The organism is Burkholderia pulmonis (assembly GCF_984667975.1).
In genome coordinates this window covers 544536-570699 of record NZ_OZ480188.1, presented here as the reverse complement: position 1 = coordinate 570699, position 26164 = coordinate 544536, and the positions used below count along the sequence as shown (strand labels likewise).

Sequence of the window (26164 nt, the reverse complement as noted above, 5' to 3'; positions counted from 1 at the left end):
TCCCGTTTTTCTACGACATACATCCACGCGGCCTCATGTTTAACTCATGCCCTGCCGGATCGGGTGCATTTCGATTCCGTTCGGCACCGTGAGATTCCATGAGGCGAGTCGACGCTTCCGCGACTTCCCGCTCGCGGCCGCACGGCCTTTGTACCGCGATCACGCATCGGCAATGCAAACGGGCGCATCGCGACGTCGCGCCAGTCGCTCGAACCCGATTCGATCCGGCTGCAGATGCCGACGCATCGCCATCAACTCAACGACCGGACCCTTGACAGTGAACATCGCCGAACCCGCGAATGCTTGCAGCGCGATCTCCGGTAGCCCGGCCGCCAATGAGCCGTTCGAGTGCCCGTTCGCATGCGTCTGATCTGCTTCCCTTATGCAGGCGGCTCGGCCGCCGTCTATCGCGGCCTGCAACCGCTGTTGCCCGGGATCGAGGTGCACCGTCATGAGCTGGCGGGCCGGGGCAGCCGCCTGTCGGAGCCTGCCGAGCGGGACATGCCGACGCTGATCGACGCGTTGCTGGACGACCTGGGCCATTGCTTCGATCGCCCCTTCGCGATGCTCGGCCACAGCATGGGCGCGGCGATTGCCGTCGAACTGGCGCTGCGGCTCCCCGCCCACGCGCAACCGAATCTCCGGCATCTGTTTGTGAGCGCGCGCGCCGCACCGGGCAAGGAACGCCCCGTTCGCCGGATGCACGCGCTGGAAGACGGCGCCTTCATCGACGCGCTGCGCGAAATGGGCGGCACGCCGATGCCGGTGCTGGACAACCGCGAAATGATGGCGTTGCTGATGCCGGCGCTGCGTGCGGATTTCACGCTGATCGAAAACTACCGGGCCGCGCCCGGACGCAGGCTGGCCGTCGACATCACCGCGTTCGCGGGCCTGGCCGATGAACAGGTGCCGGCCGATTCCGTTTCAGGCTGGGATGCCGCGACAACCGGGCGCTGCGATTTTCACGTGATCGAAGGCGATCACTTCTTCATCCGGAGCGAAATGCGGGCGATGGCCGGCATCATCGCGACGCGCCTGCGGCAGGCGAATCACGTTTCGCCGGACGCCCTGCAGGCATGACGTGCTGCGCACGCGGCCGGATCGGCATCGCGCGATCAGCGTGCCGGCCCGGGCCGCGATCGTTGCAGCAAAACGCCTCGCGCGGTGTCGGCCGTCAGGCCGGAGCCGAGGGCCGGTCCAACCTGCCCGCAGGCAGATCGCCACTTACCTACGCGTCAAACCTGGAGTGCAATTGTGCAACGTAATCGAAAGCGGATCCTCGTAACCGGTGGCGCGGGTTTCCTCGGTTCGCATCTGTGCGAGCGTCTGGTCGAGCTCGGTCATGACGTCTTGTGCGTCGACAACTATTTCACCGGCACCAAGCAGAACGTGGCGGCGCTGCTCGGCAATCCGAGCTTCGAGGCGCTGCGCCACGACGTGACCTTTCCGCTGTACGTGGAGGTGGACGAGATCTACAACCTCGCCTGTCCGGCGTCGCCGATCCACTATCAATTCGATCCCGTGCAGACCACCAAGACCAGCGTGATGGGCGCGATCAACATGCTGGGGCTCGCGAAGCGCACGCATGCGCGTGTGCTGCAGACGTCCACGAGCGAAGTGTACGGCGACCCGGACGTGCATCCGCAGCCGGAGTCTTACCGCGGCAACGTCAACCCGCTCGGGCCGCGGGCCTGCTACGACGAAGGAAAGCGGTGCGCGGAGACCCTGTTCTTCGACTATCACCGCCAGCAAAACGTGCAGATCAAGGTGGTCCGCATCTTCAACACGTACGGGCCGCGCATGCATCCGAACGACGGCCGCGTGGTGTCCAACTTCATCGTGCAGGCGCTGCGCGGCGAGGACATCACGCTGTACGGAGACGGCAGCCAGACCCGCGCGTTCTGCTATGTCGACGATATGGTCGGCGGCCTGATCCGGATGATGGCCACGCCCACGGACATCACCGGCCCGATCAATCTCGGCAATCCGCACGAGATCGCGGTCAGCGAACTCGCGCAGATCATCCTGCGCCTGACCGGCTCGAAGTCGCGGATCGTATTCCGGCCGTTGCCGAAGGATGACCCGACGCAACGCTGCCCGGATATCGGCCTCGCACGCACCCACCTCGACTGGAAGCCGACGATCGGGCTCGAAGCGGGGCTGCGGCGGACCATCGACTATTTCCGCTCGACCGTGCCGGCCTGACGCCGCGTCGGTGTCCCGCTTTCCCGTGGCAGACGCGGTACAGCGACCATGCTTCAATCCGCCGTACCGCCGCACCTTTGCCGTTGCACTATTGGCCGACACAAAGCGATGCTGATGCGCCCGTGTCCATCATCCGCGTTTCAAGCCTGATTCCTACGCATGGAACAACTCGATTATCTCAAGCATGTCGAATCGAACGCGCGAACCTACGCGACGTCGTTTCCACGGCTGTTTACCCATGCCGAAGGCATACGCATGCGCGACTCCGACGGACAGGAGTACATCGACTGCCTGTCCAATGCCGGCACGCTCGCGCTCGGGCACAATCACCCGGAAGTCAACGAAGCCGTCATGCGGTTCCTGTCATCCGGTCAACTGCAACAGGCACTCGACCTGGCGACGCCGGCCAAGCACGCGTTCGTCGAACAGCTGTTCTCGCTGTTGCCGAACGCGATCGCCGAATCCGGCAAGATCCAGTTCTGCAGTCCGAGCGGCGCGGATGGCGTCGAAGCGGCGATCAAGCTGACCCGGCATCATACGGGCCGCCCGACGATCATGGCGTTCCACGGGGCCTACCACGGCATGACGGCCGGCGCGCTCGCCGCATCGGGCAATCTCACGCCGAAATCGGCCGGCGGCAACGGGCGCGACGTGCATTTCCTGCCCTACCCCTATGCGTTTCGCTGCCCGTTCGGCACCGACGGCTCGGCAACCGATCAACTCAGCATCAACTACATCCGGACGGTCCTGTCCGATCCCGAGAGCGGGATCACGAAACCCGCGGCCGTCATCGTCGAAGTCGTGCAGGGCGAAGGTGGCTGCATCCCCGCTTCCGACGCCTGGCTGATCGAGTTGCGCGAGCTGACGCTGCGGCATGAAATCCCGCTGATCGTCGACGAAGTGCAGACCGGCCTCGGCCGCACCGGCGCGCTGTTCGCCATCGAGCATTCCGGCATCCGGCCGGACGCCCTGGTGTTGTCGAAGGCGTTCGGCGGCGGCTATCCGCTGTCGGTGGTGGTCTATGACAAGCGCCTGGACACCTGGCCGCCCGGCTCGCACGCGGGCACCTTCCGCGGCAACCAGATCGCGATGGTGGCCGGCTTGTCGACCATGCGCATCGTCGAGCGGGACGGGCTGTCGACGCACGCCGACAAGGTCGGCAAGCAACTGGTCGCCGGCCTCGAACGTATTGCCGAACGCTTTCCCGCTCTGGGCCAGATCCGCGGCCGCGGCCTGATGATCGGCGTCGAAGTCGTGATGCCCGGCCGTGATGGCCGACCCGGCCCGACCCATGCGGCGCTGGCGAAAGCCATCAAGCTGAATTGCCTGCGAAACGGCCTCGTGATCGAAACCGGCGGCCGCAACGGCGCGGTACTCCGGTTCCTGCCGCCGTTGATCGTTTCGGAGGCGGATATCCACGAGATTCTCGACCGCTTCGAACACGCGGTTGAAACGGCCAGCCGTGCCTAGGCATGCCGCGGCGTGACCGTGACGATCGATCGGTCGGTCCGGGTTGCGCCGCGATCCACGTTCAGATAAGGAATAGTCGACCATGCTGGGCATGACGGAACGCAAGCTGCTTGCCGACGGCGCCTCGCCGTTGCTGCTGGAGCCTGCATCGAACGCGCGCATGAACGGGCACGATCTCGTGCTGGCGGTGAATGACAATCGCGTGGCGCTGGAATCGCGGCTGCTGGAACACGGGGCGCTGCTGTTTCGCGGCTTCGACGTATCGTCGATCGCCGAATTCGAAGCGTTTGCGGGCGCGGTGTCGGCCCGTCAATCCGACTACGTCTATCGTTCCACGCCGCGCACCGCGATCGGCAACGGCATCTTCACGGCCACCGAGTATCCGCCGAGCGAGACGATCGCGCTTCATTGCGAAAACGCGTATCAACGCAGCTGGCCGCTGCGCGTCGCATTTTGCTGCCTTGTCGCGCCCACGGCCGGCGGCGAAACGCCGATCGCCGACATGCGGGAGGTGAGCCGCAGGATCGGTGCGCGCATCCTCGAGAACTTCGACGCGAAACAGGTCCGCTATGTCCGGCACTACCGGCGGCACGTCGACATCCCGTGGGAAACCGTCTTTCAGACCACCGACCGCAGCCAGGTCGCGACCTTCTGCGCAGACAACGGCATCGAACACGAATGGCTCGACGACGACACGTTGCGCACCACCCAGATCAACCAGGGCGTGGCCAGCCATCCGGTCACGCATGACAAGGTCTTCTTCAACCAGGCACACCTGTTCCACATCTCGAACCTGGACCCATCGCTCGCCAGTTCGATCGTCAGCCTGTTCGGCCATGACCGGCTGCCGCGCAACGCGTTCTATGGCGACGGGAGTCCGTTCGATCTCGACGACATCGAGCAGATCCGCCGCGCATACCGCGAAAGCGCGATCGCGTTTCCGTGGCAGCGCGGCGACGTCCTGCTCGTCGACAACATGCGATTCGCGCACGGGCGCAACCCGTTCGAAGGCGAGCGCAAGGTCGTCGTGTCGCTGCTCGATCCCTGCTCCCCCGACACGGGAACGCCGTTGGCCATGTAGCCGGCAAACCCGGGGCGCGCGAATGAACAACCCACTCGATTGAGCAGGCACGCGAAACGCCGTGTCCTTGAATGACAGGGCAGACGCCGGTTTGCAGCGATGCTCTAATCTCGATAAAACCCGATTCAAGAAGCAAGGCTGACGGGAGCGCCGCGACCGGCCCTGAGGTCGTGCGGCGCGACAGTGAACCCGACATGCACCCGTCACCGGGCCCGCATCGCGGACTGTCGTTTCCCGTCGGAATGAACGCACGGATTCAAAAGTGACGTGCATTCAGATCAACGTTTGGCAGACAACGAAGGTTGAGTATGCTTCCCGATACAAAATTCAGGACTGTTACAGAAATACTGCAGTTGCGCGGCAAGGTCGAACCGGAGAAGACGGCATTCATTTTTCTCGATAACGGCGAAGCGGAGCTGGCCCGGCTCACGTACGGCGACCTGGACCGGCGGGCACGCGGCATCGCCGCCAGCCTGCAACGCATCGCGCAACCGGGCGATCGCGTCCTGCTGGTCTATCCGCCCGGACTGGAATTCATCAGCGCATGGGTGGGATGCCTGTACGCCGGCCTGATCGGCGTGCCCGCATATCCGCCGCGCAGGAATCGTCCCGCCGATCGCCTCAAGTCGATCGTCGCCGACGCCGGGCCGGTCGTCGCGCTGACCGACGCTGATACGTTGGGCGGCATCGCGCATCGCGACGACGGCTATTCCGACACGCTGGGGCTGCGGATCCTTGCAACGGATCAGGGCTTCGACGCACCGGCCGAACAATGGCGCGAGCCGGACATCACGCCGCAGACGCTGGCGCTCCTGCAGTACACGTCGGGCTCCACCGGTACGCCGAAAGGCGTGATGATCAGTCATGCGAACATCCTGAGCAACATGGCGGTCATCGCCGAGGCCAGCGATGCCGATGCGTCGGCCGTGTTCGTCAGCTGGCTCCCGGTGTTTCACGACATGGGTTTCTTCGGGAAGGTACTGCTGCCGGTCTATCTCGGTGTGCTGTCGGTGCTGATGGCGCCGGCGGCGTTCGTGCAGAAGCCGCTCCGCTGGCTGCAGGCGATCACGAAGTATCGCGGCACGCATTGCGCCGCGCCGGATTTCGCGTATGACCTGTGCGCACGCAAGATTACCGACGCAGCCGGCGACCAGCTGGACCTGAGCAGCTGGCGGGTGGCATTCAACGGCGCCGAACCGGTGCGCGCGGAGTCGGTGGCGCGTTTTTCGCGCACATTCGCGTCGCGCGGCTTCCATGCGGAAGCCATGCGCCCGGTCTACGGCATGGCCGAAGCGACCTTGTTCATCTCCGGCCAGCCGGCGCGCTCGCTGCCGCTCGTCGCGGACTTCGACGCCGACGATCTCGCGCAGGGCATCGCGACGAAACACGCGCGCGGCAAGCATCACGCGCTGGTCTCGTGCGGCCGGGCGTGGGCGGGACACCGTCTGCAGATCGTGAATCCCGATACCGGCCAGCGCTGCCCGCCCGGCCGGATCGGCGAGATCTGGGTGACGGGACCGAGCGTCGGCGTCGGCTACTGGAACCGCGCCGAGGAAACGGAGCGCACCTTTCGCGCGAGGCTGAACGACGATGACGCGCCCTACCTGCGCACGGGCGATCTCGGCTTCGTCGACGGCGAGCACCTCTTCGTCACCGGCCGCCTGAAAGACCTGATCATCGTCGCCGGCCGCAACCACTACCCGCAGGATCTCGAGCAATCCGCCGAGGCAAGCCACCCCGCGCTGGCGCCCGCCGCGTCGGCGGCGTTCTCGGTCAACATCGACAACGCGGAGCGGGTCGTCATCGCCTGTGAAGTACGCCGCGAAGCGCTCAACACGCTGGACGCGGAAGCTGTCGCCGCGGCGATCCGCCGCCAGCTCGCCGAAGCGCACGACGTCGATCTGTATGCGGCGATCCTGTTGCGGCCCGCCACGATCCTGCGCACGTCCAGCGGAAAAATCCAGCGAAGCCGGATCCGGCAGGCGTTCCTCGACGAACAGGGGCTCGCGATCGCGGGCGAATGGCGGCGTTCGTTGTCCCGGGCGCCCGCGCCTGCAGCGGGCGCGGTGCGCAGTACGCAAGAACTGGTGCAATGGTGCATCGAGCGGGTCGCGCATCTGTCGGGCATCGCGCCCGGCAAGCTCGACCCCGATGCGCCATTCAGCGCCTGCGGGCTCGATTCGAAAGACGCGATCATGCTCTCGGGCGAGTTGCAGGACTGGCTCGGGCAGCCGGTTCCCCCTACCGTCGTCTACGATTTCCCGAGCATTGCCCTGCTGGCGCGCCATTTCGGCGGCGCCGCGCATGCCCGGCCGGACGACGCATCCGTTGCGCCTCCGGCGCGTGCGGATATCGCCATCGTCGGCATGGGATGCCGCTTCCCCGGCGCCAGCGATCCCGACGCATTCTGGCAACGGTTGCTGGAGGGGCATGACGCGGTCGGCGCGTCGAAGCCGCGCACCGGCGGCCTTTCGGCCACGGGGTTGCTGGACCAGGTCGACCAGTTCGATGCGGAATTCTTCGGCATCAACGCCCGCGAAGCCGAAACGATGGACCCGCAACAGCGCCTGCTGCTCGAAGTCGCGTGGGAAACGTTCGAGCACGCGGGTATCGTGCCCCGGCGTCTCGCCGGCAGCCGCACCGCGGTCATCGTGGGCATCAGCAATACCGACTACGTCCGGCTCGCGCAGGAAGAAGTCGCGGACGTCGGCCCGTATGTCGCGACCGGCAATGCGCTCAGCGTCGCCGCCAACCGCATTTCCTACACGCTCGACCTGCGCGGCCCGAGCTGGGCGGTCGATACCGCGTGTTCGTCGTCGCTCGTCGCGGTCCACCACGCGTGCCGCGCGCTGCAACGCGGCGACAGCGATGCGGCGCTGGCCGGCGGGGTCAACCTGATCCTGGCGCCGCAATTGAGCGCGTCCTTCACGCAAGCGGGGATGCTGTCGCCGGATGGCCGCTGCAAGGCGTTCGACGCGGACGCCAACGGCTATGTGCGCGGCGAAGGCGTGGGCATGGTGCTGCTCAAGCGTCTCGACGATGCGCTCGAGAACGGCGACACCGTGTTCGCCGTGATCCGCGGCTCGGCGGTGAACCAGGATGGCCGCAGCAACGGACTGACCGCGCCCAATGGCCCGGCTCAGCAGGCGGTGATTCACGCCGCGCTGCGCGATGCCGGCGTGCGGCCGCAGGACATCGGCTTCGTCGAGGCGCACGGCACGGGCACGCCGCTGGGCGACCCCATCGAGCTGAACGCGCTGACGGCCGTCCTGGGCGAAGGGCGTCCGCCGGAAGCACGCTGCTGGATCGGCTCGGTGAAGACCAACATCGGCCACCTGGAATCGGCGGCGGGCATCGCGAGCCTGATCAAGACCACGCTGGCGCTGCACCATTGCGCCATTCCGCCGAACCTCCATTTCCGGGCGCTCAATCCGCATATCGCGCTCGACGACACGCCGTTCCGCATTCCGCAGCAGGTCACGTCGTGGCAGGCGGAACCCGGGCCGCGCGTGGCCGGCGTGAGTTCGTTCGGCTTCGGCGGCACCAATGCGCACCTGATCCTGTCCGAAGCGCCGCGCGCCGCGGAGGTCGAAGCCGACCCGGCGGCGCCCGCCGCGCACGTCGTGACGCTCTCCGCGCGCACGCCCGACGCGTTGCAAGCGCTGGCCGCGTCGTATGCGGCGTATCTCGACGCCCATCCCGGGATCCAGTTGCGGGAGTTCGCGTGGACGGCGAACACCGGGCGCACCCACTTCACGCGGCGGGCGGCCATCGTCGCATCGAGCATCGGTGCGTTGCGTTCGCGGCTGCATGCCGTTTCGGCCGGCGAGAGCGCCGACACACCGTCCACGGTGACGTTCCATTTTTGCGCCGACGACGGCGGCAGCGCGGATGCGGTTCGGCAATTGCGTTCGGCGAGCCCGGTTTTCAGCGCGCTGGCGCAGCAGCCATTCGACGCGGACGAAACCGGCTTCACGGCATTCCAGCGCGCGCTCGCGCAACTGTGGATGTCCTTCGGCATCACGCCGGATGCCGTCAGCAGCACGGGCGACGGGCAGCGCGCCGCGGCCTCGCTGGCGGACGTGCCGCCGGCTGCGGCGGGCACCGGCGGCATCGTCATCGAGATCGGCGCGCATGCGGCCGCGTGGGACGCGATCCTGCACACGCTCGCCGAACTCCATGTCCGTGGCGCATCGGTCGACTGGCATGCCGTCGGGCAGCCCGCGCCACCCCGCCGGCTCACGCTGCCGACCTACCCGTTCGAGCGTCGCGGCTTCTGGCTCAGTCCGCGCGCGCCCGGCCATCCGTTGCTCGGGCAACTCATGGCGCAGCACGCGCATTCGCCCGGCACGTGGATCTGGGAGTCGGGCCTCGACACGCCGGCCACCGCCTTTCTCGGCGGCCATCGCGTGAAAGGGCCGCCCGTCCTGCCCTATTCCGCCTATGTGGAGATGGCGCTGGCGGCCACCTCGGCGATCGGCGCCGACGGTCACACCACGCTGAAGGACCTCGCACTGCATGCGCCCCTGCCGCTGCATCCGCACGCATCGCGCACCGTGCAGACCGTGCTGAGCCGCCAGTCGTGGGGACCGTATTCGTTTGCCGTCTATCACCGGATCGAGGACACGAGCGCTGCCGCGACATGGCAGATCTGCGCCAGTGCCGAAATTCACGAATCGGATCGGAGCCACGCATGAAATTCGGCCTGATGTTCTTCGCCAGCAGTGAAGAGGCGTTGTCCGGCAACAAGTACCAGCTCGTGATGGAGAGCGCGCGCTTCGCCGATGCGAACGGGTTCTCCAGCGTCTGGGTGCCGGAGCGCCATTTCACCGCATTCGGCTCGCTGTACCCGAATCCCGCCGTCCTGCACGCCGCCCTCGCCGCGGTCACCCATCGCGTGCGGCTGGTCGCGGGCAGCGTGGTCGCCGCGCTGCACGACCCGATCCGGATCGCGGAAGAGTGGTCGATGGTCGACAACCTGTCGAACGGTCGCGCGGGCGTGTCGTTCGCCTCCGGATGGAATCCGGACGATTTCGTGCTCGCGCCGGACAAATACGCGACGCGGCAGGACGACATGCTGACCACGATGCGCACTGTCCAGCGTCTGTGGCGCGGCGAGTCGCTGGATGCGAACAACGGCGTCGGCAAGCCGGTGCAGTTGCGCATCTACCCGACGCCGGTACAGCCGGAACTGCCCGTGTGGGTGACCGCCGCCGGCAATCCGCAGACGTTCGTCCGCGCCGGCGAAGTCGGCGCCAACCTGCTGACCCACGTGCTCGACCAGGATCGGGACCAGCTCGCGCACAAGATCGCCCTCTACCGCGAGGCGCGCGCGAAGCATGGTTTCGATCCGGCGGCCGGCACCGTGTCGGTGATGCTGCACACGTTCGTCGGCGACGACGCGGCGCGGGTGCGCGAGCAGGCGCGCGCGCCGTTCTGCAACTACATCCGCAGCAATATCGGGCTGCTGAACGGGCTCGCGCAAAGCCGTGGCCAGTCGGTGGACGTGCGCGCGATGGGCGCGCGCGAACTGGACGAGTTCGTCGAATTTCTCTACGAACGCTTCGCGCAATCGCGCGGCCTGATCGGTACGCCGGAAACCTGCGTCGACCTGGTGCGGGACCTCGAATCGATCGGCGTGGACGAAGTGGCGTGCCTGCTCGATTTCGGCCCGCCGGTCGAGCTGATCCTCGGCAATCTTCCGCAGTTGCGCCGGCTGCGGGAGATGTGCGCGCCCAAACGGCGCGTCGAGACGACGACATTCGATGCGGCCGAAGTGCAGGCCCGCTGCACCGAAACGACGTCGGGCGAGGACTTCAATGGCGAAATCCGCCGGTACGGCGTGCAGATCGATGGCGTGTTCGACGCGATCCGGCAGATCTGGCGCACGGCCGGCGAGGCGCTGGGAAAAATCAGCCTGCCGGCCGACGCACTGGCGTCGTCGCCCTACCAGGTGCACCCGGCCTTTCTCGATGCGTGCAGCCGCGTGCTCGCCGCCGCCATCGATCCGGCCGCGCTGGAAGCGGGCGACCTGTACCTGCCCAGTTCGATCGGTGCGGTACGGGTGCACCGGCCGCCGTCGTCGGCGGACGCGTGGAGCCACGCAACGCTGCGCAAGCCGGCCGGACAACACGCGCTGGAAGGCGATATCCGCGTCCACGATCTCGCCGGCAGGCTGCTGATCGAGATCGACGGGCTGCGGTTGCAGCAGGTGCGCACCGGGCGAGCCGTCGAGCGGCACGACTTCGCCGCACTGCTGTATCAGCGCGTCTGGAGACCGTCGAGCGTCGAAGCGGCAACCGGCGCGTCGGCCAATGGCGAGTGGCTGATTCTCGCGGATCGCGGCGGCGTCGGTGCGCAACTGTCGGCGCTGCTGGAAAGCGCGGGCGATACGTGCACGCTGCATTTTGCCGACGCGAGCCCAGCGCTGCCCGCGCTCGACCGGCCGCTGAAGGGCGTCATCCATCTGTGGAGTCTCGATCTCGCACCCGCCGACATCGCGGCGAGACGGCATGCGAGCGCGAGCGTGCTGCAACTGGTCAGGGCGCTTGCATCGCACGCGCCGTCGGCCCGGCAGGCGCGCCTGTGGCTGGTGACGTCGGGCGCGATGAACGTTCTGGATGACGAATCGACCGCGGTGGCGCAGGCGCCCCTGTGGGGATTGGGCCGCGCGATCGCGGTGGAGCATGCGCCGCTGTGGGGCGGCCTGATCGACCTCGATCCCGCGCAGCCGTCGGCGGCGGACATCGTGCAGGCGGTGCTGGCCGGCGGCCGCGAAGACATGGTCGCGTTTCGCCGCGGGCAGCGCTACGTCGCGCGCATTGGCCGCGACAATCGCGAATTAGTCAGCCACCGGCCGATCGGGTTCCATGCCGACGCGACCTATCTGGTGACGGGCGGGCTCGGCGGGCTCGGCCTGCGGCTCGCCTCCTGGCTCGCCGGCAACGGCGCCGGCAAGATCGTGCTGCTGGGGCGCAGCGAGCCTTCCGCCGAGGCCGCCGGCATCCTGCAAACGCTCGACGCACGATTCATTCGCGCCGATCTGTCGCGTCGCGAGGATGTCGCGGACGCGATCGACGAAATCGCGCGTTCGATGCCGCCGCTCAAAGGGGTGTTTCACCTCGCCGGCGCACTCGACGATGCGCTGCTGACGCGCCAGGACGACGACTTCTTCCATCGCGCCGGAAGCGGCAAGGCCGACGGCGCGTGGTATCTGCACGAGCTGACGGCCGACCTGCCGCTCGACCATTTCGTGCTGTTCTCGTCGATGGCCGCGCTGATCACCATGCCGGGCCAGAGCAACTACGCGGCGGCGAACAGCTTCCTCGACGCCCTGGCGCAACATCGGCGCGCGCACGGAAAGCCGGGGCTCAGCGTCAATTGGGGGCCGTGGGCCGAGATCGGCCACGCCGCCACCGACTACGGACGGCGCGCGCATGAGCAACTGGGCGCGCTCGGCGTCGGCACGCTGTCGCCCGACCTCGCCATGGCGACCCTGGAACGACTGATGGCGTCCGGCGTTGCCCAGTCCGGGGTCGCGCACATCGACTGGCCGACGCTGTTCCGGGTCGATGCGCCGGCGGCCGGATCGGCGTTGTTTTCCGAGCTGGCGCAACCGGCCGCGCAGCCTGCGCAGCAAGAGACGGCGCTGCTGCGCCAGCTGCATGCGTGCGCGCCGAGCGAGCGGCTCGAGCTCGTCGCCGGCACGCTCGCGACGATGCTGGCCGAGACGTTGCGCCTGCCCGGCCCCGACGCCATCGCACCCGGGCAATCGCTGCTCGATCTCGGCCTGGATTCGCTGATCGCGCTCGAACTGACCGACCGCCTCACCAAGGTGTTCGGCCGGCCGTTCCGCGCGACGCTGTTCTTTTCCTATCCGAACCTGCAAGCGCTCGCCCGGTACGTGCTCGGCGAACTGTCACCGTCGCTCCCCGCGCCTGTCGTCGACGAAGCGTCCGACGACCTCGACGAGGACGACCTTTCCGAACTGATCGCGCAGGAGATCGGCGCCCAATGAACGCCAAGGCCACGCATGCACTGAAAGCCGCGCTCGACGAATTGCGCCAGCGGCGCGCGGAAATCGCGGCGCTGCGCGCGGACCGCAACGAACCGATCGCCGTCATCGGCATGGCTTGCCGCTTCCCCGGCCGCAGCGATACGCCGGACGCGTTCTGGCAATTGCTCGACGGCGCGCGCGATGCCGTCACCGAAGTGCCCGGCGAACGCTGGGACATCGATCGCTATTACGACTCCGATCCGTCCGCGCCCGGCAAGATGGCGACCCGCCACGGCGCGTTTCTCGAACGCGTGGATCAGTTCGACGCCGCGTTCTTCGGGATCGCGCCGCGCGAGGCGACCTATCTCGATCCGCAGCAGCGGCTGCTGCTCGAAGTGGCCTGGGAGGCGCTCGAGAACGCCCATCTCGCGCCCGAGCGCTTCCGGCAGTCCGCCACGGGCGTGTACGTCGGCATCACCTGCTTCGACCATGCGATCCAGGTGTCCAATGCGGCGATGCCGTCGAGCAGCTACGCCGGCACGGGCAGCGCGCTGAACATGGCCGCGGGCCGGCTGTCATTCGTGCTGGGCCTCACCGGCCCGAGCATGGCGATCGATACGGCCTGCTCGTCGTCGCTGGTCTGCCTGCACCTGGCCTGCGAAAGCCTGCGCTCGCGCGAGACCGCCATGGCGCTCGCGGGCGGCGTCAACCTGATGCTGTCGCCCGAGGTCATGGTCAGCTTCTCGCAGGCGCGCATGCTGTCGCCGGACGGACGCTGCAAGACCTTCGACGCGGCGGCGGACGGCTATGTGCGCGGCGAAGGGTGCGGCATGGTGGTGCTCAAGCGACTTGCCGACGCGCTCGCGGACGGCGACCGCGTGCTCGGCATCGTGCGTGGCACGGCGGTCGACCAGGGCGGCGGCGGCGGCGGGCTGACCGTGCCGAGCCGCGATTCGCAGGAGCGGGTGATACGCCGTGCGCTGAGCCAGGCCGGCGTCGCGCCCGGCGACGTCTCCTATGTCGAGGCCCACGGCACCGGCACGTCCCTCGGCGACCCGATCGAGGTCGACGCGCTGGCGGGCGTCTACGGTCCCGGCCGCGAGGCGGGCGAGCCGCTCGTGATCGGGTCGGTCAAGACCAATATCGGGCATCTCGAATCCGCGTCCGGCATCGCCGGCCTGATCAAGGTCCTGCTGTCGTTCGAGCACGACCGGATTCCGGCGCACCTGCATTTCACGCAGCCCAATCCGCATACGCCGTGGCAGGACATCCCGATCCGCGTCGCGGCCGATCCGGTCGCGTGGCGTCGCGGGGAGCGCAGGCGCATCGCCGGGGTCAGCGCGTTCGGATTCAGCGGCACCAACGCCCACGCGATCGTCGAGGAACCGCCCGTCGCGCCGGCGCACGCGGCGCAGCGCCAGGTGCTGCTGCTGTCGGCCAGATCCGACGCGGCGCTGGCGGCGCTCGCGCAACGCTACGAGGCCGCGATCGCCGGTGCGACGCCGCCGGAGCGGGCCGCCATCTGCCGCGCCGCCGCCACCGGACGGAGTCACTATCCGTTTCGCACGGCCTACGTGGCGGGCGTGAGAAACGCGTCGGCGGCCGTCGCCCGCACGGGCAAGGCGTGGCGCACGGGCGCCTGGTTCGGTGTGCCGGACACCGGCGCCGCGCACGCGCTCCACGCGTCGGAACCGCTGTTTCGCGATGCGTTCGACCGTTGCTCGGTGCCGCTGGACGCACTCGATACCGACGCGGGCCGCTTCGCGACCCAGTTCGCGTGGGCGGAACTGTGGAAGGGCTGGGGCATCCGGGCGTCCGTCGTGTCGGGACACGGCATCGGCGAATATGTCGCGGCCTGCGTGGCGGGTGTCGTGAGCGTGGCCGACGCGCTGCGCCTCGTCGCCGCCCGCCCGGATCCCGAAGCCTCGCGCGCCGCGCTGCGGGACATGCCCCTCGCCCGCCCGTCGGTCCGCCTGATTTCCGGCTGTCTCGGCGCCGAGGTGACCGACGAGGCGACGCAGCCGCAGTACTGGCTGCAGCTTGCCGGCGCACCGGATCGGGCCGACGCGCCGGCCGCGCCGGACGGGCTTGCCGACGGCTGGCTGCCGCCGCCATGCGCCGGCGACGCACTGGAGCACGCACTCGCGGCGCTGTACGTGCAGGGCGGGCAGTTCGACTGGCACGCGCTGTTTCCGGCATCGGCCCAGCCTGCCACCACGTTGCCGAACTACCCGTTCGAGCGGCAGCGCTTCAGCCTGGAGAAGATCCCGTCGCCCGTCGTCGGGATGGATGCCGGCAGCATCGACGCGGCGTTGCGGCATCTCAAGTCGTCCGGCAAGTACCCGGAAGACGTGCTGAACGTCTTTCCGGAACTGCTCAGGACCGTGTTCGCCCCGGCCGACACCGCGGCCCCGACCGCGCCCCCGCTCTATCACGTGGTGTGGGAGCCGCACGCCGCGTCACCGACGGCCCGGCTCGCCGCCGACGCGTCCCCATGGCTGATCTTCGCGGACGAAAGCGGGGTCGGCGAGCGGCTCGCCGCGCTGCTGCGTACGCACGGCGCGTCGTGTGCGCTGGTGCGCCCCGGCAGCGACTACAGCGCAAGCGCGGAAGCGGGCTGGCAGGTCGCGCCCGAGCGGCCGGATCATTTCGTCCGCTTGCTGAACGAGACCGCCGCTCCCGCGCAGCACATCGTCTTCTTGTGGGCGCTGGACGAAGTCGTGGGCGCGTCGCGCATGTCTGCCGCGCTGCTGCACCTCGTGCATGCGCTGGTCGGCAGCGAGCGCGAGCAGACGCCTTCGATCCGGCCGAGGATCCGGGTGGTCACCCGCGATGCGGTGGAAGCCGGTGAAGCGCCCCGCGTCACGGGGCTCGCACAGGCCGCACTGTCGGGCCTGGCGCGCGGCGCGATGATCGAGCATCCGGAATGGTTCGGCACGGCGATCGATCTCGATCCGGCCGCGCCGGCGGACGAGACGCAGGCACTGCTTCAGGAACTGCTCGACGAGCACCGTGAAGAACAGGTGGCCTTGCGGGACGGCGTGCGTCATGTCGCGCGCCTGAGCCCGCTCGCGCAAGCCGACACGGCCGCGCTGCAGGTCGACCCGGACGCGGCCTACCTGATCACCGGCGGGTTCGGCGCGCTCGGGCTGCACACCGCCCGATGGCTGGCGGCGCGCGGCGCGCGCACGCTGATCCTGGCCGGCCGTCAAGGGGCCGCGAGCGACGAGAGCCGGCAGGCGATCGCCGAGCTGCGCGAGCGCGACGTGTCGCTGCGCTGCGAGCGTCTCGATATCGCCGACCCGGTGGCGGTTGCGGCGTTTTTCGCCGCGCTGCGGCGCGACGGCGTGCCGCTGCGGGGCATCGTGCATGCGGCCGGCATCGTCGGCTACAAGCCGCTCATGCAGGTCGAGCGCGCGGAACTCGACGCGGTCCTGCAACCCAAGGTCGCCGGCGCGTGGCTGCTCCATCAGCACAGCGCGCCCTTCCCGCTCGATTTCTTCATCCTGTTTTCGTCGATCGCGTCCGCGTGGGGCTCGCGTGACCAGGCGCACTACAGCGCCGCGAACCGCTTCCTCGACGCGCTCGCGCATCATCGCCGCGCGCTGGGCCTGCCGGCCCTGAGCGTGAACTGGGGCCCCTGGACGCAAGGCGGCATGACGTTCCCCGAGGCGGAAGCGTTGCTGCGACGGGTCGGCATCCAGTCGCTGGAAGCCGAGCGCGCGCTCGATCTGCTGAATCACCTCCCTGCCGTGCCCCAGGCCGCAGCCGTCGATCTCGACATGGCGCTGTTCCAGGCCTCCTACGAGGCGCGCGGGCCCCGGCCCTTCCTCGATCGCGTGCGGGTGGCGAGCGCCGCCGCGAGCGCGCGGACGATGCCGGCAATGAGCGATGTCTCGCCGCGCGAGCGCAAGCGCCTGCTGGCGGACAGCATCGATCGCGCGGTGGCCCAGGTGCTCGGCTACGGAGCGGGGGCGCTGGATCGCAACCTCGGCTTCTTCGAGATGGGCATGGATTCGCTGATGGCGCTGGACGTGCGTGCGCTCCTCGAAAAGGCGCTGGGCATCCCGTTGTCGGTCGCGCTGCTGTTCGATCATCCGACGGTCAACGCCCTCGCGGATTTCCTCGCGGAGCAGTCGTCCGGCACGACGCCGGACGCGTCCATGGCGCCGACGGAGGTCCCGTCGTCGCAGCCTGCCGTGCCGGCCGTGACTGCCCGCGAGACCGGCACGCCGGAGCCGATCGCGATCGTCGGCATGAGTTGCCGTTTCCCGGGCGCCGCGCATGACCTCGACGCCTACTGGCAGTTGTTGAACGACGGCGTGGATGCGATTTCCGAAGTGCCGCGCGCGCGCTGGGATGTCGACGCGTACTACGATCCCGATCCCGAGGCGCCGGGGCGTATGTATTCCCGCTTCGGCGGTTTCCTCGACGACGTCGACCAGTTCGATCCGGCCTTTTTCCGCATCACGCCGCGCGAAGCGGCCGCGATGGACCCGCAGCAGCGCCTGTTGCTCGAAGTCAGTCACGAAGCACTGGAGCATGCCGGCATTCCCGTCGACGGCCTCAAGGGCAGCCGGACCGGCGTGTTCGTCGGCATCACCACCAACGATTACGCGAACCTGCAGCTGCGCAACGGCGGCGGCAGCGGCATCGACGGTTATTTCTTCACCGGCAATCCGCTCAACACGGCGGCCGGCCGCATCTCGTACGGACTGGGCGTGCAGGGGCCGAGCATGGCGATCGACACCGCCTGCTCGTCGTCGCTCACCGCGATCCATGTCGCGAGCCAGAACCTGCGCAGCGGCGAATGCGATCTCGCCATCGCGGGCGGCGTCAACCTGATCCTGTCGCCGGACAACTCCGTCGCCGTGTCGCGCACGCGGGCGCTGGCGCCGGACGGCCGCTGCAAGACCTTCGACGCGGCGGCGGACGGCTTCGTGCGCAGTGAGGGCTGCGGGGCGCTGGTGCTCAAGCGCCTGTCCGATGCGCTCGCCGCCGGCGATCGCGTGCTGGCCGTGCTGCGCGGTTCGGCCGTCAACCACGATGGCGCGTCGAGCGGCTTTACCGCGCCGAACGGGCGCGCGCAGGAAGCCGTGATCCGCCAGGCGCTGGGCGGCTTGCCCGCCGCGTCCATCGACTACGTGGAAGCGCACGGCACCGGTACCCAACTGGGCGACCCCGTCGAGGTGCAGGCGCTGGCGGCGGTGTTCGGCGAAGGCCGCGACGCGGCCCGGCGGCTGCGCGTCGGCTCGGTGAAAACCAACATCGGCCACACGGAATCCGCCGCCGGCATCGCGGGGGTCATCAAGGTCGTGCTGTCGCTGAACCACGACCGCCTGCCCGCGCACCTGCATTTCCGCCGCCCGAACCCGCTGGTGCAGTGGGACGCGCTGCCCGTCGAGATCTGTGCGCAGGCGAGCGCGTGGCCGCGCGGCGAGCGGCCACGGCGAGCCGGCGTCAGCGCGTTCGGCGCGAGCGGCACCAATGCGCACCTGGTGCTGGAAGAAGCACCCGCGCCGGCGCGACCGGCGACGCCGTCCCGACACAACGTGCATCCGCTGGTGCTGTCGGGCAAGACGCCGGCGGCGTTGCGCGAGCTTGCCGGGCGCTATCAGCGGCGGCTCGAAGCCGAACCCGGTCTCGATATCGCGGCCGTGGCGTTTTCGGCGGCGGCCGGCCGCTCGCATTTCGCGCATCGGCTGGCGCTGCCGGTGACGTCCGTCGAGGACGCCATCGACAAGCTGCGCGCATTCCACGCGAAGGAACCCGCCGGCGCGGCGCAGAGCACGCCCCGCGTGAAGATGGCGTTCCTGTTCACCGGTCAGGGCTCGCAATACGCCGGCATGGGCCGCCGCCTGTACGACGCGTATCCGGTGTTTCGCGACGCCATCGACCGCTGCCGCGCGGTGGCCGATCCGCTGCTCGACAAGCCGTTGCTCGAGGTGCTGTCCGCGCCGTCCGAGGACATCCACCAGACCGGCTACAGCCAGCCGGCCCTGTTCTCGCTGCAGTACGCGCTCACCACGTTGCTGGCGTCGTTCGGCGTGGTGCCCGACGCCGTGATGGGCCACAGCGTCGGCGAGTACGCGGCGGCTTGCGCGGCCGGCGTGTTCTCGCCGGAAGACGGCCTGCGGCTGATCGCCGAGCGCGGCCGGCTGATGCAGGCGTTGCCCCGCGACGGCGAGATGGCGGCGATTTTCACCGACCTCGCCACGGTCGAGCGCGCGATCGCAGCCTGGTCGCACGAGGTCGCGGTGGCGGCCGTCAACGGCCCGGCCAGCATCGTGATTTCCGGCAGGCGCGAACGCATCGCGCAGCTGGTCGACACGTTCGCCGCGCAGGACATCCGGTCCGTGCCGCTCAACACGTCGCACGCGTTTCACTCGCCGCTGCTCGAGCCGATGCTGGACAGCTTCCAGGCCGCGGCGAAAGCCGTGCCGGTCGCCCGCCCGGCGATTCCGTTCTATTCGAATCTCACGGGCGCCCTGATGGACGAGGCGCCCACCGAAGCGTACTGGCGCCGGCACTGCCGGGAGCCGGTGCAGTTCGCGAGCAGCGTCGAGCGCCTCGCCGAAGCCGGTTTCAACGTGCTGGTCGAAATCGGCCCCAAGCCGGTGCTCGTCAACCTCGCGCGTGCGTGCTGCGCGCCGGATGCAGGGATCCAGTTCGTTGCCCTGCAGCGGCCGCAGGTCGAGCAGCAAGCCCTGGTCGAAACGCTGTCGAGCCTTTATGCCCGAGGCGTCGAGATCGACTGGGCCGCAACCGAAACACCCGCGCCCGCGCGCGTCGCATTGCCGTCCTATCCCTTCCAACGCAGCCGTACCTGGTTTCAGAAAGCGGACACGTCCATGACTCAGACAAGCGCATCACCCATCGCCGCCACGCCGGCTCAAGACCGTAGCGGCGAAATTCTCGAGTGGCTTCGCGGCAAGATCGGCGAATTGATCCAGGCCGATCCCGCCACCATCAACATCGACCTGCCGTTCCTGGAAATGGGCGCCGACTCGATCGTGCTGATCGAGGCCATCCGGCACATCGAGAAACAGTACGGCGTGAAGACGGCCATGCGCCGCTTCTTCGAAGACCTGGCGACGGTGCAGGCGCTCGCCGAATATATTTCGGACAACCTGCCGGCCGCCGCCGCGCCGTCCGAGGCCACACCGGTGGCCGTGGCCGAGCCGTCCACCGTCACGCTCGCGCCTTCGGCGGAGGGGCTTGCAGCACCCGCCGCCGCCGCACCGGCGGAATGGGTGGCGGTCGAAGGCGGCTCCACGGTCGAGCGCGTGTTGCGCGAGCAGAACCAGTTGCTGTCCCGCGTCATGAGCCAGCAGATGGAGCTGCTGCGCACGTCGATGACCGGCCACGCCGACGTCCGGCCGGCGACGGTCGCCGCGCAAGCCCTCACGAACGTTGCGAACGTCGCAGCCAGGGCCGCGATCGCGGTGCCGGCCGCCGCGCCCGCGGCGAAGCCTGCGCCGGCAACGGCGGCCGCGACCGACAATCAGCCGCGCAAGCCGATGATGCCGTGGGGCAGCCCGGTCGAACAGCGGGCGCGCGGCTTGTCCGCCGCGCAGCAGGAGCATCTCGAAGCGCTGATCGTGCGCTACACGACGCGCACCCGGAAATCGAAGGAATCGGTGCAGGCGTCCCGCCCGGTGCTGGCCGACAGCCGCGCCACGGTCGGCTTCCGCTTCTCGACCAAGGAGATGCTGTATCCGATCGTCGGCGATCGCGCGGCCGGCTCGCGGCTGTGGGACATCGACGGCAACGAGTACATCGATTTCACGATGGGCTTCGGCGTGCACCTGTTCGGCCACACGCCGGACTTCATCCAGCATCAGGTCACCCGCGAATGGCAACGCCCGCTCGAACTGGGCGCGCGCTCCAGCCTCGTCGGCGAAGTGGCCGCGCGCTTTGCCCGCGTCACCGGCCTCGATCGCGTGGCGTTCTCGAACACCGGCACCGAGGCGGTCATGACCGCCATGCGGCTCGCACGCGCCGTGACCGGGCGCGACAAGATCGTGATGTTCACGCACTCGTATCACGGCCATGCCGACGGCACGCTCGCCGCGGCGAACGCGGAAGGCATCACGGAAACCATCGCCCCGGGCGTGCCGTTCGGCTCGGTCGAGAACATGATCCTGCTCGACTACGGCAGCGATGCCGCACTCGAGGCCATTCGCGGCATGGCGTCGACCCTGGCGGCCGTGATGGTGGAGCCGGTGCAGAGCCGCAACCCGTCCCTGCAGCCCGTCGCGTTCCTCAAGGAACTGCGCCGCATCACCGAAGAGGCCGGCGTCGCACTGATCTTCGACGAAATGATCACCGGCTTCCGCGTCCATCCGGGCGGCTCCCAGGCCATGTTCGGCATCCGGGCCGATCTCGCGACGTACGGCAAGATCATCGGCGGCGGCCTGCCGCTGGGCGTCATCGCCGGCACCACCCGCTTCATGGACGCGATCGACGGCGGCATGTGGACCTACGGCGACCATTCGTTCCCCGTCGCGGACCGCACCGCGTTCGGCGGCACGTTCTGCCAGTACCCGCTAGCGATGGCGGCCGCGCTGGCCGTGCTGGAGAAGATCGAACAGGAAGGCCCGGCGCTGCAGACCGAGCTCAACGAACGGACCGCGCACATCGCCGCGACGTTGAACGCGTTCTTCACGGAAGCCGAGGCGCCGATCAAGGTCACGTGGTTCGGCTCGATGTTCCGCTTCGAATTCACCGAGAACCTGGACCTGTTCTTCTATCACATGCTCGAAAAGGGCATCTACATCTGGGAATGGCGCACCTGCTTCCTGTCCACCGCGCATACCGATGCCGATGTCGACCGCTTCATCCGGGCGGTGAAGGACAGCGTTGCCGACCTGCGCCGCGGCGGTTTCATCCGGCCGCACTCGAAGCACGGCACGGTGGCCGCGCTGAGCGAGGCGCAACGCCAGCTGTGGGTGCTGTCGGAAATCGATCCCGAAGGCTCGCTGGCCTACAACGTCAACACCACGCTGGAACTGAAGGGCCGGCTCGACGAGGCCGCGATGCGCGCGGCCATCCAGGGCCTGGTCGATCGACACGAGGCGCTGCGCACGACGGTGACGCCGGACGGCGCGGGCCAGATCGTGCATCCGTCGCTGACACTGCGGATTCCGCTGATCGACGCGGACCAGGATGCATGGCGGGAGCAGGAAAGCTGCCAGCCGTTCGACCTGGTGAACGGCCCGCTCTTTCGCGCGGCGCTCGTGCGCCTCGACAGCGAACGTCACCTGCTGGTGATGACGGCGCATCACATCATCTGTGACGGCTCGACGTTCGGCATCCTGCTCGAGGATCTGGCCCGGGCGTATGCCGGTGCCGCGCCGGCCGCGGCGCCGCTCCAGTTCCGCGACTACCTGAAGCAGCTCGACAGCCAGCGCCACAGCCCTGAAACGAAGGCGAATCGTGCGTACTGGCTCGCGCAATGCGAGCACCAGGCCGAGCCGCTGAATCTTCCGGCGGACTACCCGCGGCCCGCGGTGAAGACGTTTCACGGCGAACGCGTGTCGCTGCATCTGGATACGGCGGCGGCCGCGTCGCTGCGCACCGCCGCCCGCCAGAACGGCTGCACGCTCTACATGGTGCTGCTCGCGGGCTTCAATCTGTTCCTGCACCGCATCGCCGGCCAGCAGGAGATCGTCACCGGCATCCCGGTGACCGGACGTTCCGTGACGGGCAGCGATCGCCTCGCCGGCTACTGCACGCACCTGCTGCCGCTGCGCTCCACGCTGCCCGGGCAGGCCACCGTGGCCAGCTTCCTGGCCGGCACCCGGAAAAACCTGCTCGACGCGCTCGAGCACCAGGACTATCCGTTCGCCGAGCTGGTCCGCGAAATCGGCGCGCAGCGCGATCTCAACGCCGCACCGCTGGTCTCGGCGGTCTTCAACCTGGAACCCGTATCGGCGCTGCCCGAGCTGCCCGGCCTGAGGGTCGACCTGGTCGCCCCGCTGATCCGCCATACCGCGTTCGACCTGAACGTCAACGTCCTCGATTCCGGGCAGGAGCTCCTGATCGATTGCGACTACAACACCGATCTGTTCGAAGCGAGCACGGTGCAGCGATTCCTCGCGATCTACCGGACGCTGCTGGCACGTCTCGCGGACGATGCGTCGGCCGTCGTCGCCGGGTTGCCGCTGATGAGCGAAGCCGAGCGGAACCTGCTGACCGTCGAGTGGAACCGGACCGAGACGGATTTCGGCGCAGCCGCCGCACAGCCGCTGCATCGCCTGTTCGAACAGCAGGTCGAGCGCACGCCTGACGCCGTCGCCGCCGTCTACGACAACGACACGCTCACCTACGCCGAACTCAACGTCCGCGCCAACCGCCTCGCGCACCGGCTCATCGCGCTCGGCGTCGGGCCCGATGCCCTCGTCGGCGTCGCCATGGAGCGCTCGCTCGACATGATCGTTTCGCTCCTCGCGGTCCTCAAGGCCGGCGGCGCCTACGTCCCCGTCGATCCCGACTACCCCGCCGAGCGCGTGCGCTTCATGATCGACCACGCGCAGTTGCGCTGGATCCTCACCCAGCAGCACCTGCTCGCCGCGCTGCCCGATACCGACGCCTCCTTGATCGTCGTCGATTCCGATGCGCTTGCCCTCGATCCCGATGCGGTGGCCAACCCCGAGCCTGATCTGACCGGCGACAACCTCGCCTACATGATCTACACGTCCGGCTCCACCGGACGACCCAAGGGCGCGCTCAACGCGCACCGCGCGATCACCAACCGCATCCTGTGGATGCAGCAGGCCTACGTGCTCGACGCCGACGACGCCGTCCTGCAGAAGACCCCGTTCAGCTTCGACGTGTCCGTCTGGGAATTCTTCTGGCCGCTCGTCACCGGCGCGCGACTCGTGTTCGCCCGCCCCGGCGGCCAGCGCGAGACCGACTATCTGGCCGAACTCATCGAGCGCGAACGGATCACCACGATTCACTTCGTGCCGTCGATGCTGCGCGCCTTCCTCGACCAGCCGGACCTCGACGCGCGCTGCGCGTCGCTGCGCCGCGTCGTGTGCAGTGGCGAGGCCCTGCCCCATGACCTGCAGCAGCGCTGCTTCGAGCGCCTCGACGTCGCGCTGACCAACCTCTACGGCCCCACCGAGGCCGCCGTCGACGTGAGCGCATGGGAGTGCCGGCGCGACGACCTGCATCGCGTCGTCCCGATCGGGCGACCCATCGCCAACACCCGCCTCTACATCGTCGATGCGCAGATGCAGCCCACCCCGCTCGGCGTGGCCGGCGAATTGCTGATCGGCGGCACGCCGGTCGGGCTCGGCTACCACGGCGAACCCGAACTGAGCGCCGAGAAGTTCATCGCCGATCCGTTCTCGAGCGATCCGCAGGCGCGTCTCTATCGCACCGGCGATCTCGCGCGCTACCGCGCCGACGGCAACATCGAATTCCTCGGTCGCATCGACCACCAGATCAAGCTGCGCGGCCTGCGCATCGAACCCGGTGAAATCGAAGCGGTGCTGACCTCGCATCCGCTCGTCGACGCCGCCGTCGTGGCGCTGCGCGGCGTGGACGACGGCGCGAAACTCGTCGCATGGCTGTGCTCGTCGCACCCCGAATCCGAGCTGATCGAAGCGGTGCGCGGCCTCCTGCAGCAGCGGCTGCCGGATTACATGGTGCCGTCCGCGTTCGTCGTCGTGACCGCGTTCGCGTATCTGCCCAACGGCAAGCTCGATCGCGCCAGGCTGCCCGAACCCGGCGACGGCCCGAGCCACGTCGAGCCCGCCAACGCGTTCGAAGCGCAGTTGACGGCCATCTGGCAGGAAGTGCTCGGCCAGGCCCGGATCGGGACGACCGCCAACTTCTTCGAGCTGGGCGGCAACTCGCTGTCCGCGACGAAAGTCGTCGCGCGCATCCGTCGCGATCTGCATGCGAAGCTGGAAATCCGCAGCCTGTTCGCGCACCCGACCATTTCGAGCCTCGCGAAGCGCATCGCCGATACGCAGCCGATCGATTACGTGCCCGTGACGCCGCTGCCGGCGCAGACGCACTACGAACTCTCTCCGGCCCAGACGCGGCTGTGGGTCCAGGATCGCCTCAACGGGGCACAAGCCGGCGGGCCGCTGCCCACGTCCCTGCTGTTCGAGGGCGTGCTGGACGTGGACGCGCTCGTGCGTGCGTTCCGCGCGCTGAGCGAACGTCACGAGATCCTGCGCACGCGTTTCGCGCTCGCGGGCAACCAGCCGGTCCAGCACGTGCTGCCGCCGGGCGAAGCGGCTTTCCCGGTCGAGGTCGTCGATCTACAGGATGCCGAGGACCGGGATGCCCGGGCCGCGTCGATCTACGCGAGCGAACGGCTTGCGCCGATGGATCTCGCCACCGGCCCGCTGTTCCGCGTCAAGCTGCTCCGGTTCTCCGAAGTCCGTCACGTCTGTCTCTGCACGATGCATCACATCGTGAGCGACGGCTGGTCCACGGAGGTGCTGCTCGACGACCTGTCGAAGCTCTATGACGCGTTCGTCCAGCACCGGGACAATCCGCTGCCGGCCCTGTCGATCCAGTACAAGGATTACGCCGGCTGGCTGAACCGCCTGCTCGCCGGGCCGGACGGCGCCCGCATGAAGGACTACTGGCTGACCAGGCTGGGCGGCGGCCTGCGCGCACTGGCACTGCCGGGCGACGTCGAGCAGCCGGCCGCGCCGAGCTGGAAAACCTGGGGGTTCGAGCTGCCCGCCGCCAAGTCGACGGCGCTCGAAGCGCTCGGCAAGCGTCATGGCGCGACCTTGTTCGTCGCGTTGCTGTCCGCCGTCAAGGCGCTGTTCTACCGCCGCTCCGGCCAGGAGGACATCGTCGTCGGCACGCCGGTCGCGGGCCGCGAGCTGCCCGAACTCGAGTCGCAGGTCGGCCCGTACCTGAACGTGCTGGCGCTGCGCGACCGCGTCGCCGGCGACGACCGTTTCGACACGCTGCTGACCCGCGTGCGGGACACCACGCTCGAAGCGTTCTCCCACCCGCTATATCCGCTGGATCGCCTGATCGACGAACTGCACATCAAGCGTGTCGCGGGGCGCAACCCGCTCTTCGACATCGGCCTGACGCTGCAGAACCAGCGCGACGGCGCCGTCGATCGCTACGCGGGACAGGTACGCATTGCCGAGCGGCCGGACCACGACCCGCAACACGCGGACACGGAAGCCGCGACGGACTTCTGGTTCCTGGCCGAACCGCGCGCCGAAGGCCTCGCGATCAGCGTCGTCTATCACGCGGGGCGGTTCAGCGAGGCGCTGGTGCAAGGCCTCGCCGGCGAGCTGACGTCCGTCATCGACGAAGTGCTGGCGGATCCGGGCGTTCGCATCCGGAACCTGACCCTGGGACAACGCGCGCTGCATGCCGAAACCCGTCAGCCGACCGTCGAACTCAGCGCATTCTAA

Annotated in this window: 7 protein-coding genes; all 7 read left to right on the top strand. The window is 68.6% G+C overall.

Annotation, left to right across the window (positions count from 1 at the left end):
- The first annotated feature begins 360 nt into the window (after positions 1 to 360).
- The 7 genes from AC5LXK_RS34190 to AC5LXK_RS34160 all read left to right on the top strand — a co-directional run bounded on the left by AC5LXK_RS34190 (position 361) and on the right by AC5LXK_RS34160 (position 26164).
- Positions 361 to 1080: a thioesterase II family protein gene (locus AC5LXK_RS34190; protein ID WP_493395039.1), complete on the top strand. Its 720-nt coding sequence runs from the start codon at positions 361 to 363 to the stop codon at positions 1078 to 1080.
- Between the two features lie 174 nt (positions 1081 to 1254).
- Positions 1255 to 2205 carry a UDP-glucuronic acid decarboxylase family protein gene (locus AC5LXK_RS34185; protein WP_493395038.1) on the top strand — a complete coding sequence of 317 codons (951 nt, stop codon included), beginning with the start codon at positions 1255 to 1257 and terminating at the stop codon, positions 2203 to 2205.
- A 159-nt stretch (positions 2206 to 2364) separates the two neighbouring features.
- Positions 2365 to 3675, top strand: coding sequence for a diaminobutyrate--2-oxoglutarate transaminase family protein (locus AC5LXK_RS34180; protein ID WP_493395037.1), 1311 nt, complete (start codon positions 2365 to 2367; stop codon positions 3673 to 3675).
- Positions 3676 to 3757: 82 nt separating this feature from the next.
- Positions 3758 to 4756, top strand: a complete 999-nt coding sequence (locus tag AC5LXK_RS34175) for a TauD/TfdA family dioxygenase (protein ID WP_493395036.1) — start codon at positions 3758 to 3760, stop codon at positions 4754 to 4756.
- 308 nt (positions 4757 to 5064) lie between these two features.
- A complete protein-coding gene (locus AC5LXK_RS34170) occupies positions 5065 to 9453 on the top strand; it encodes a beta-ketoacyl synthase N-terminal-like domain-containing protein (protein WP_493395035.1) in 4389 nt (1462 codons plus the stop codon).
- The gene (locus tag AC5LXK_RS34165; RefSeq protein ID WP_493395034.1) at positions 9450 to 12773 is read left to right on the top strand and encodes a type I polyketide synthase; all 3324 of its coding nucleotides are present in this window, start codon (positions 9450 to 9452) and stop codon (positions 12771 to 12773) included. The genes AC5LXK_RS34170 and AC5LXK_RS34165 overlap by 4 nt, the downstream gene beginning before the upstream one ends.
- Positions 12770 to 26164: an amino acid adenylation domain-containing protein gene (locus AC5LXK_RS34160; RefSeq protein WP_493395033.1), complete on the top strand. Its 13395-nt coding sequence runs from the start codon at positions 12770 to 12772 to the stop codon at positions 26162 to 26164. The genes AC5LXK_RS34165 and AC5LXK_RS34160 overlap by 4 nt, the downstream gene beginning before the upstream one ends.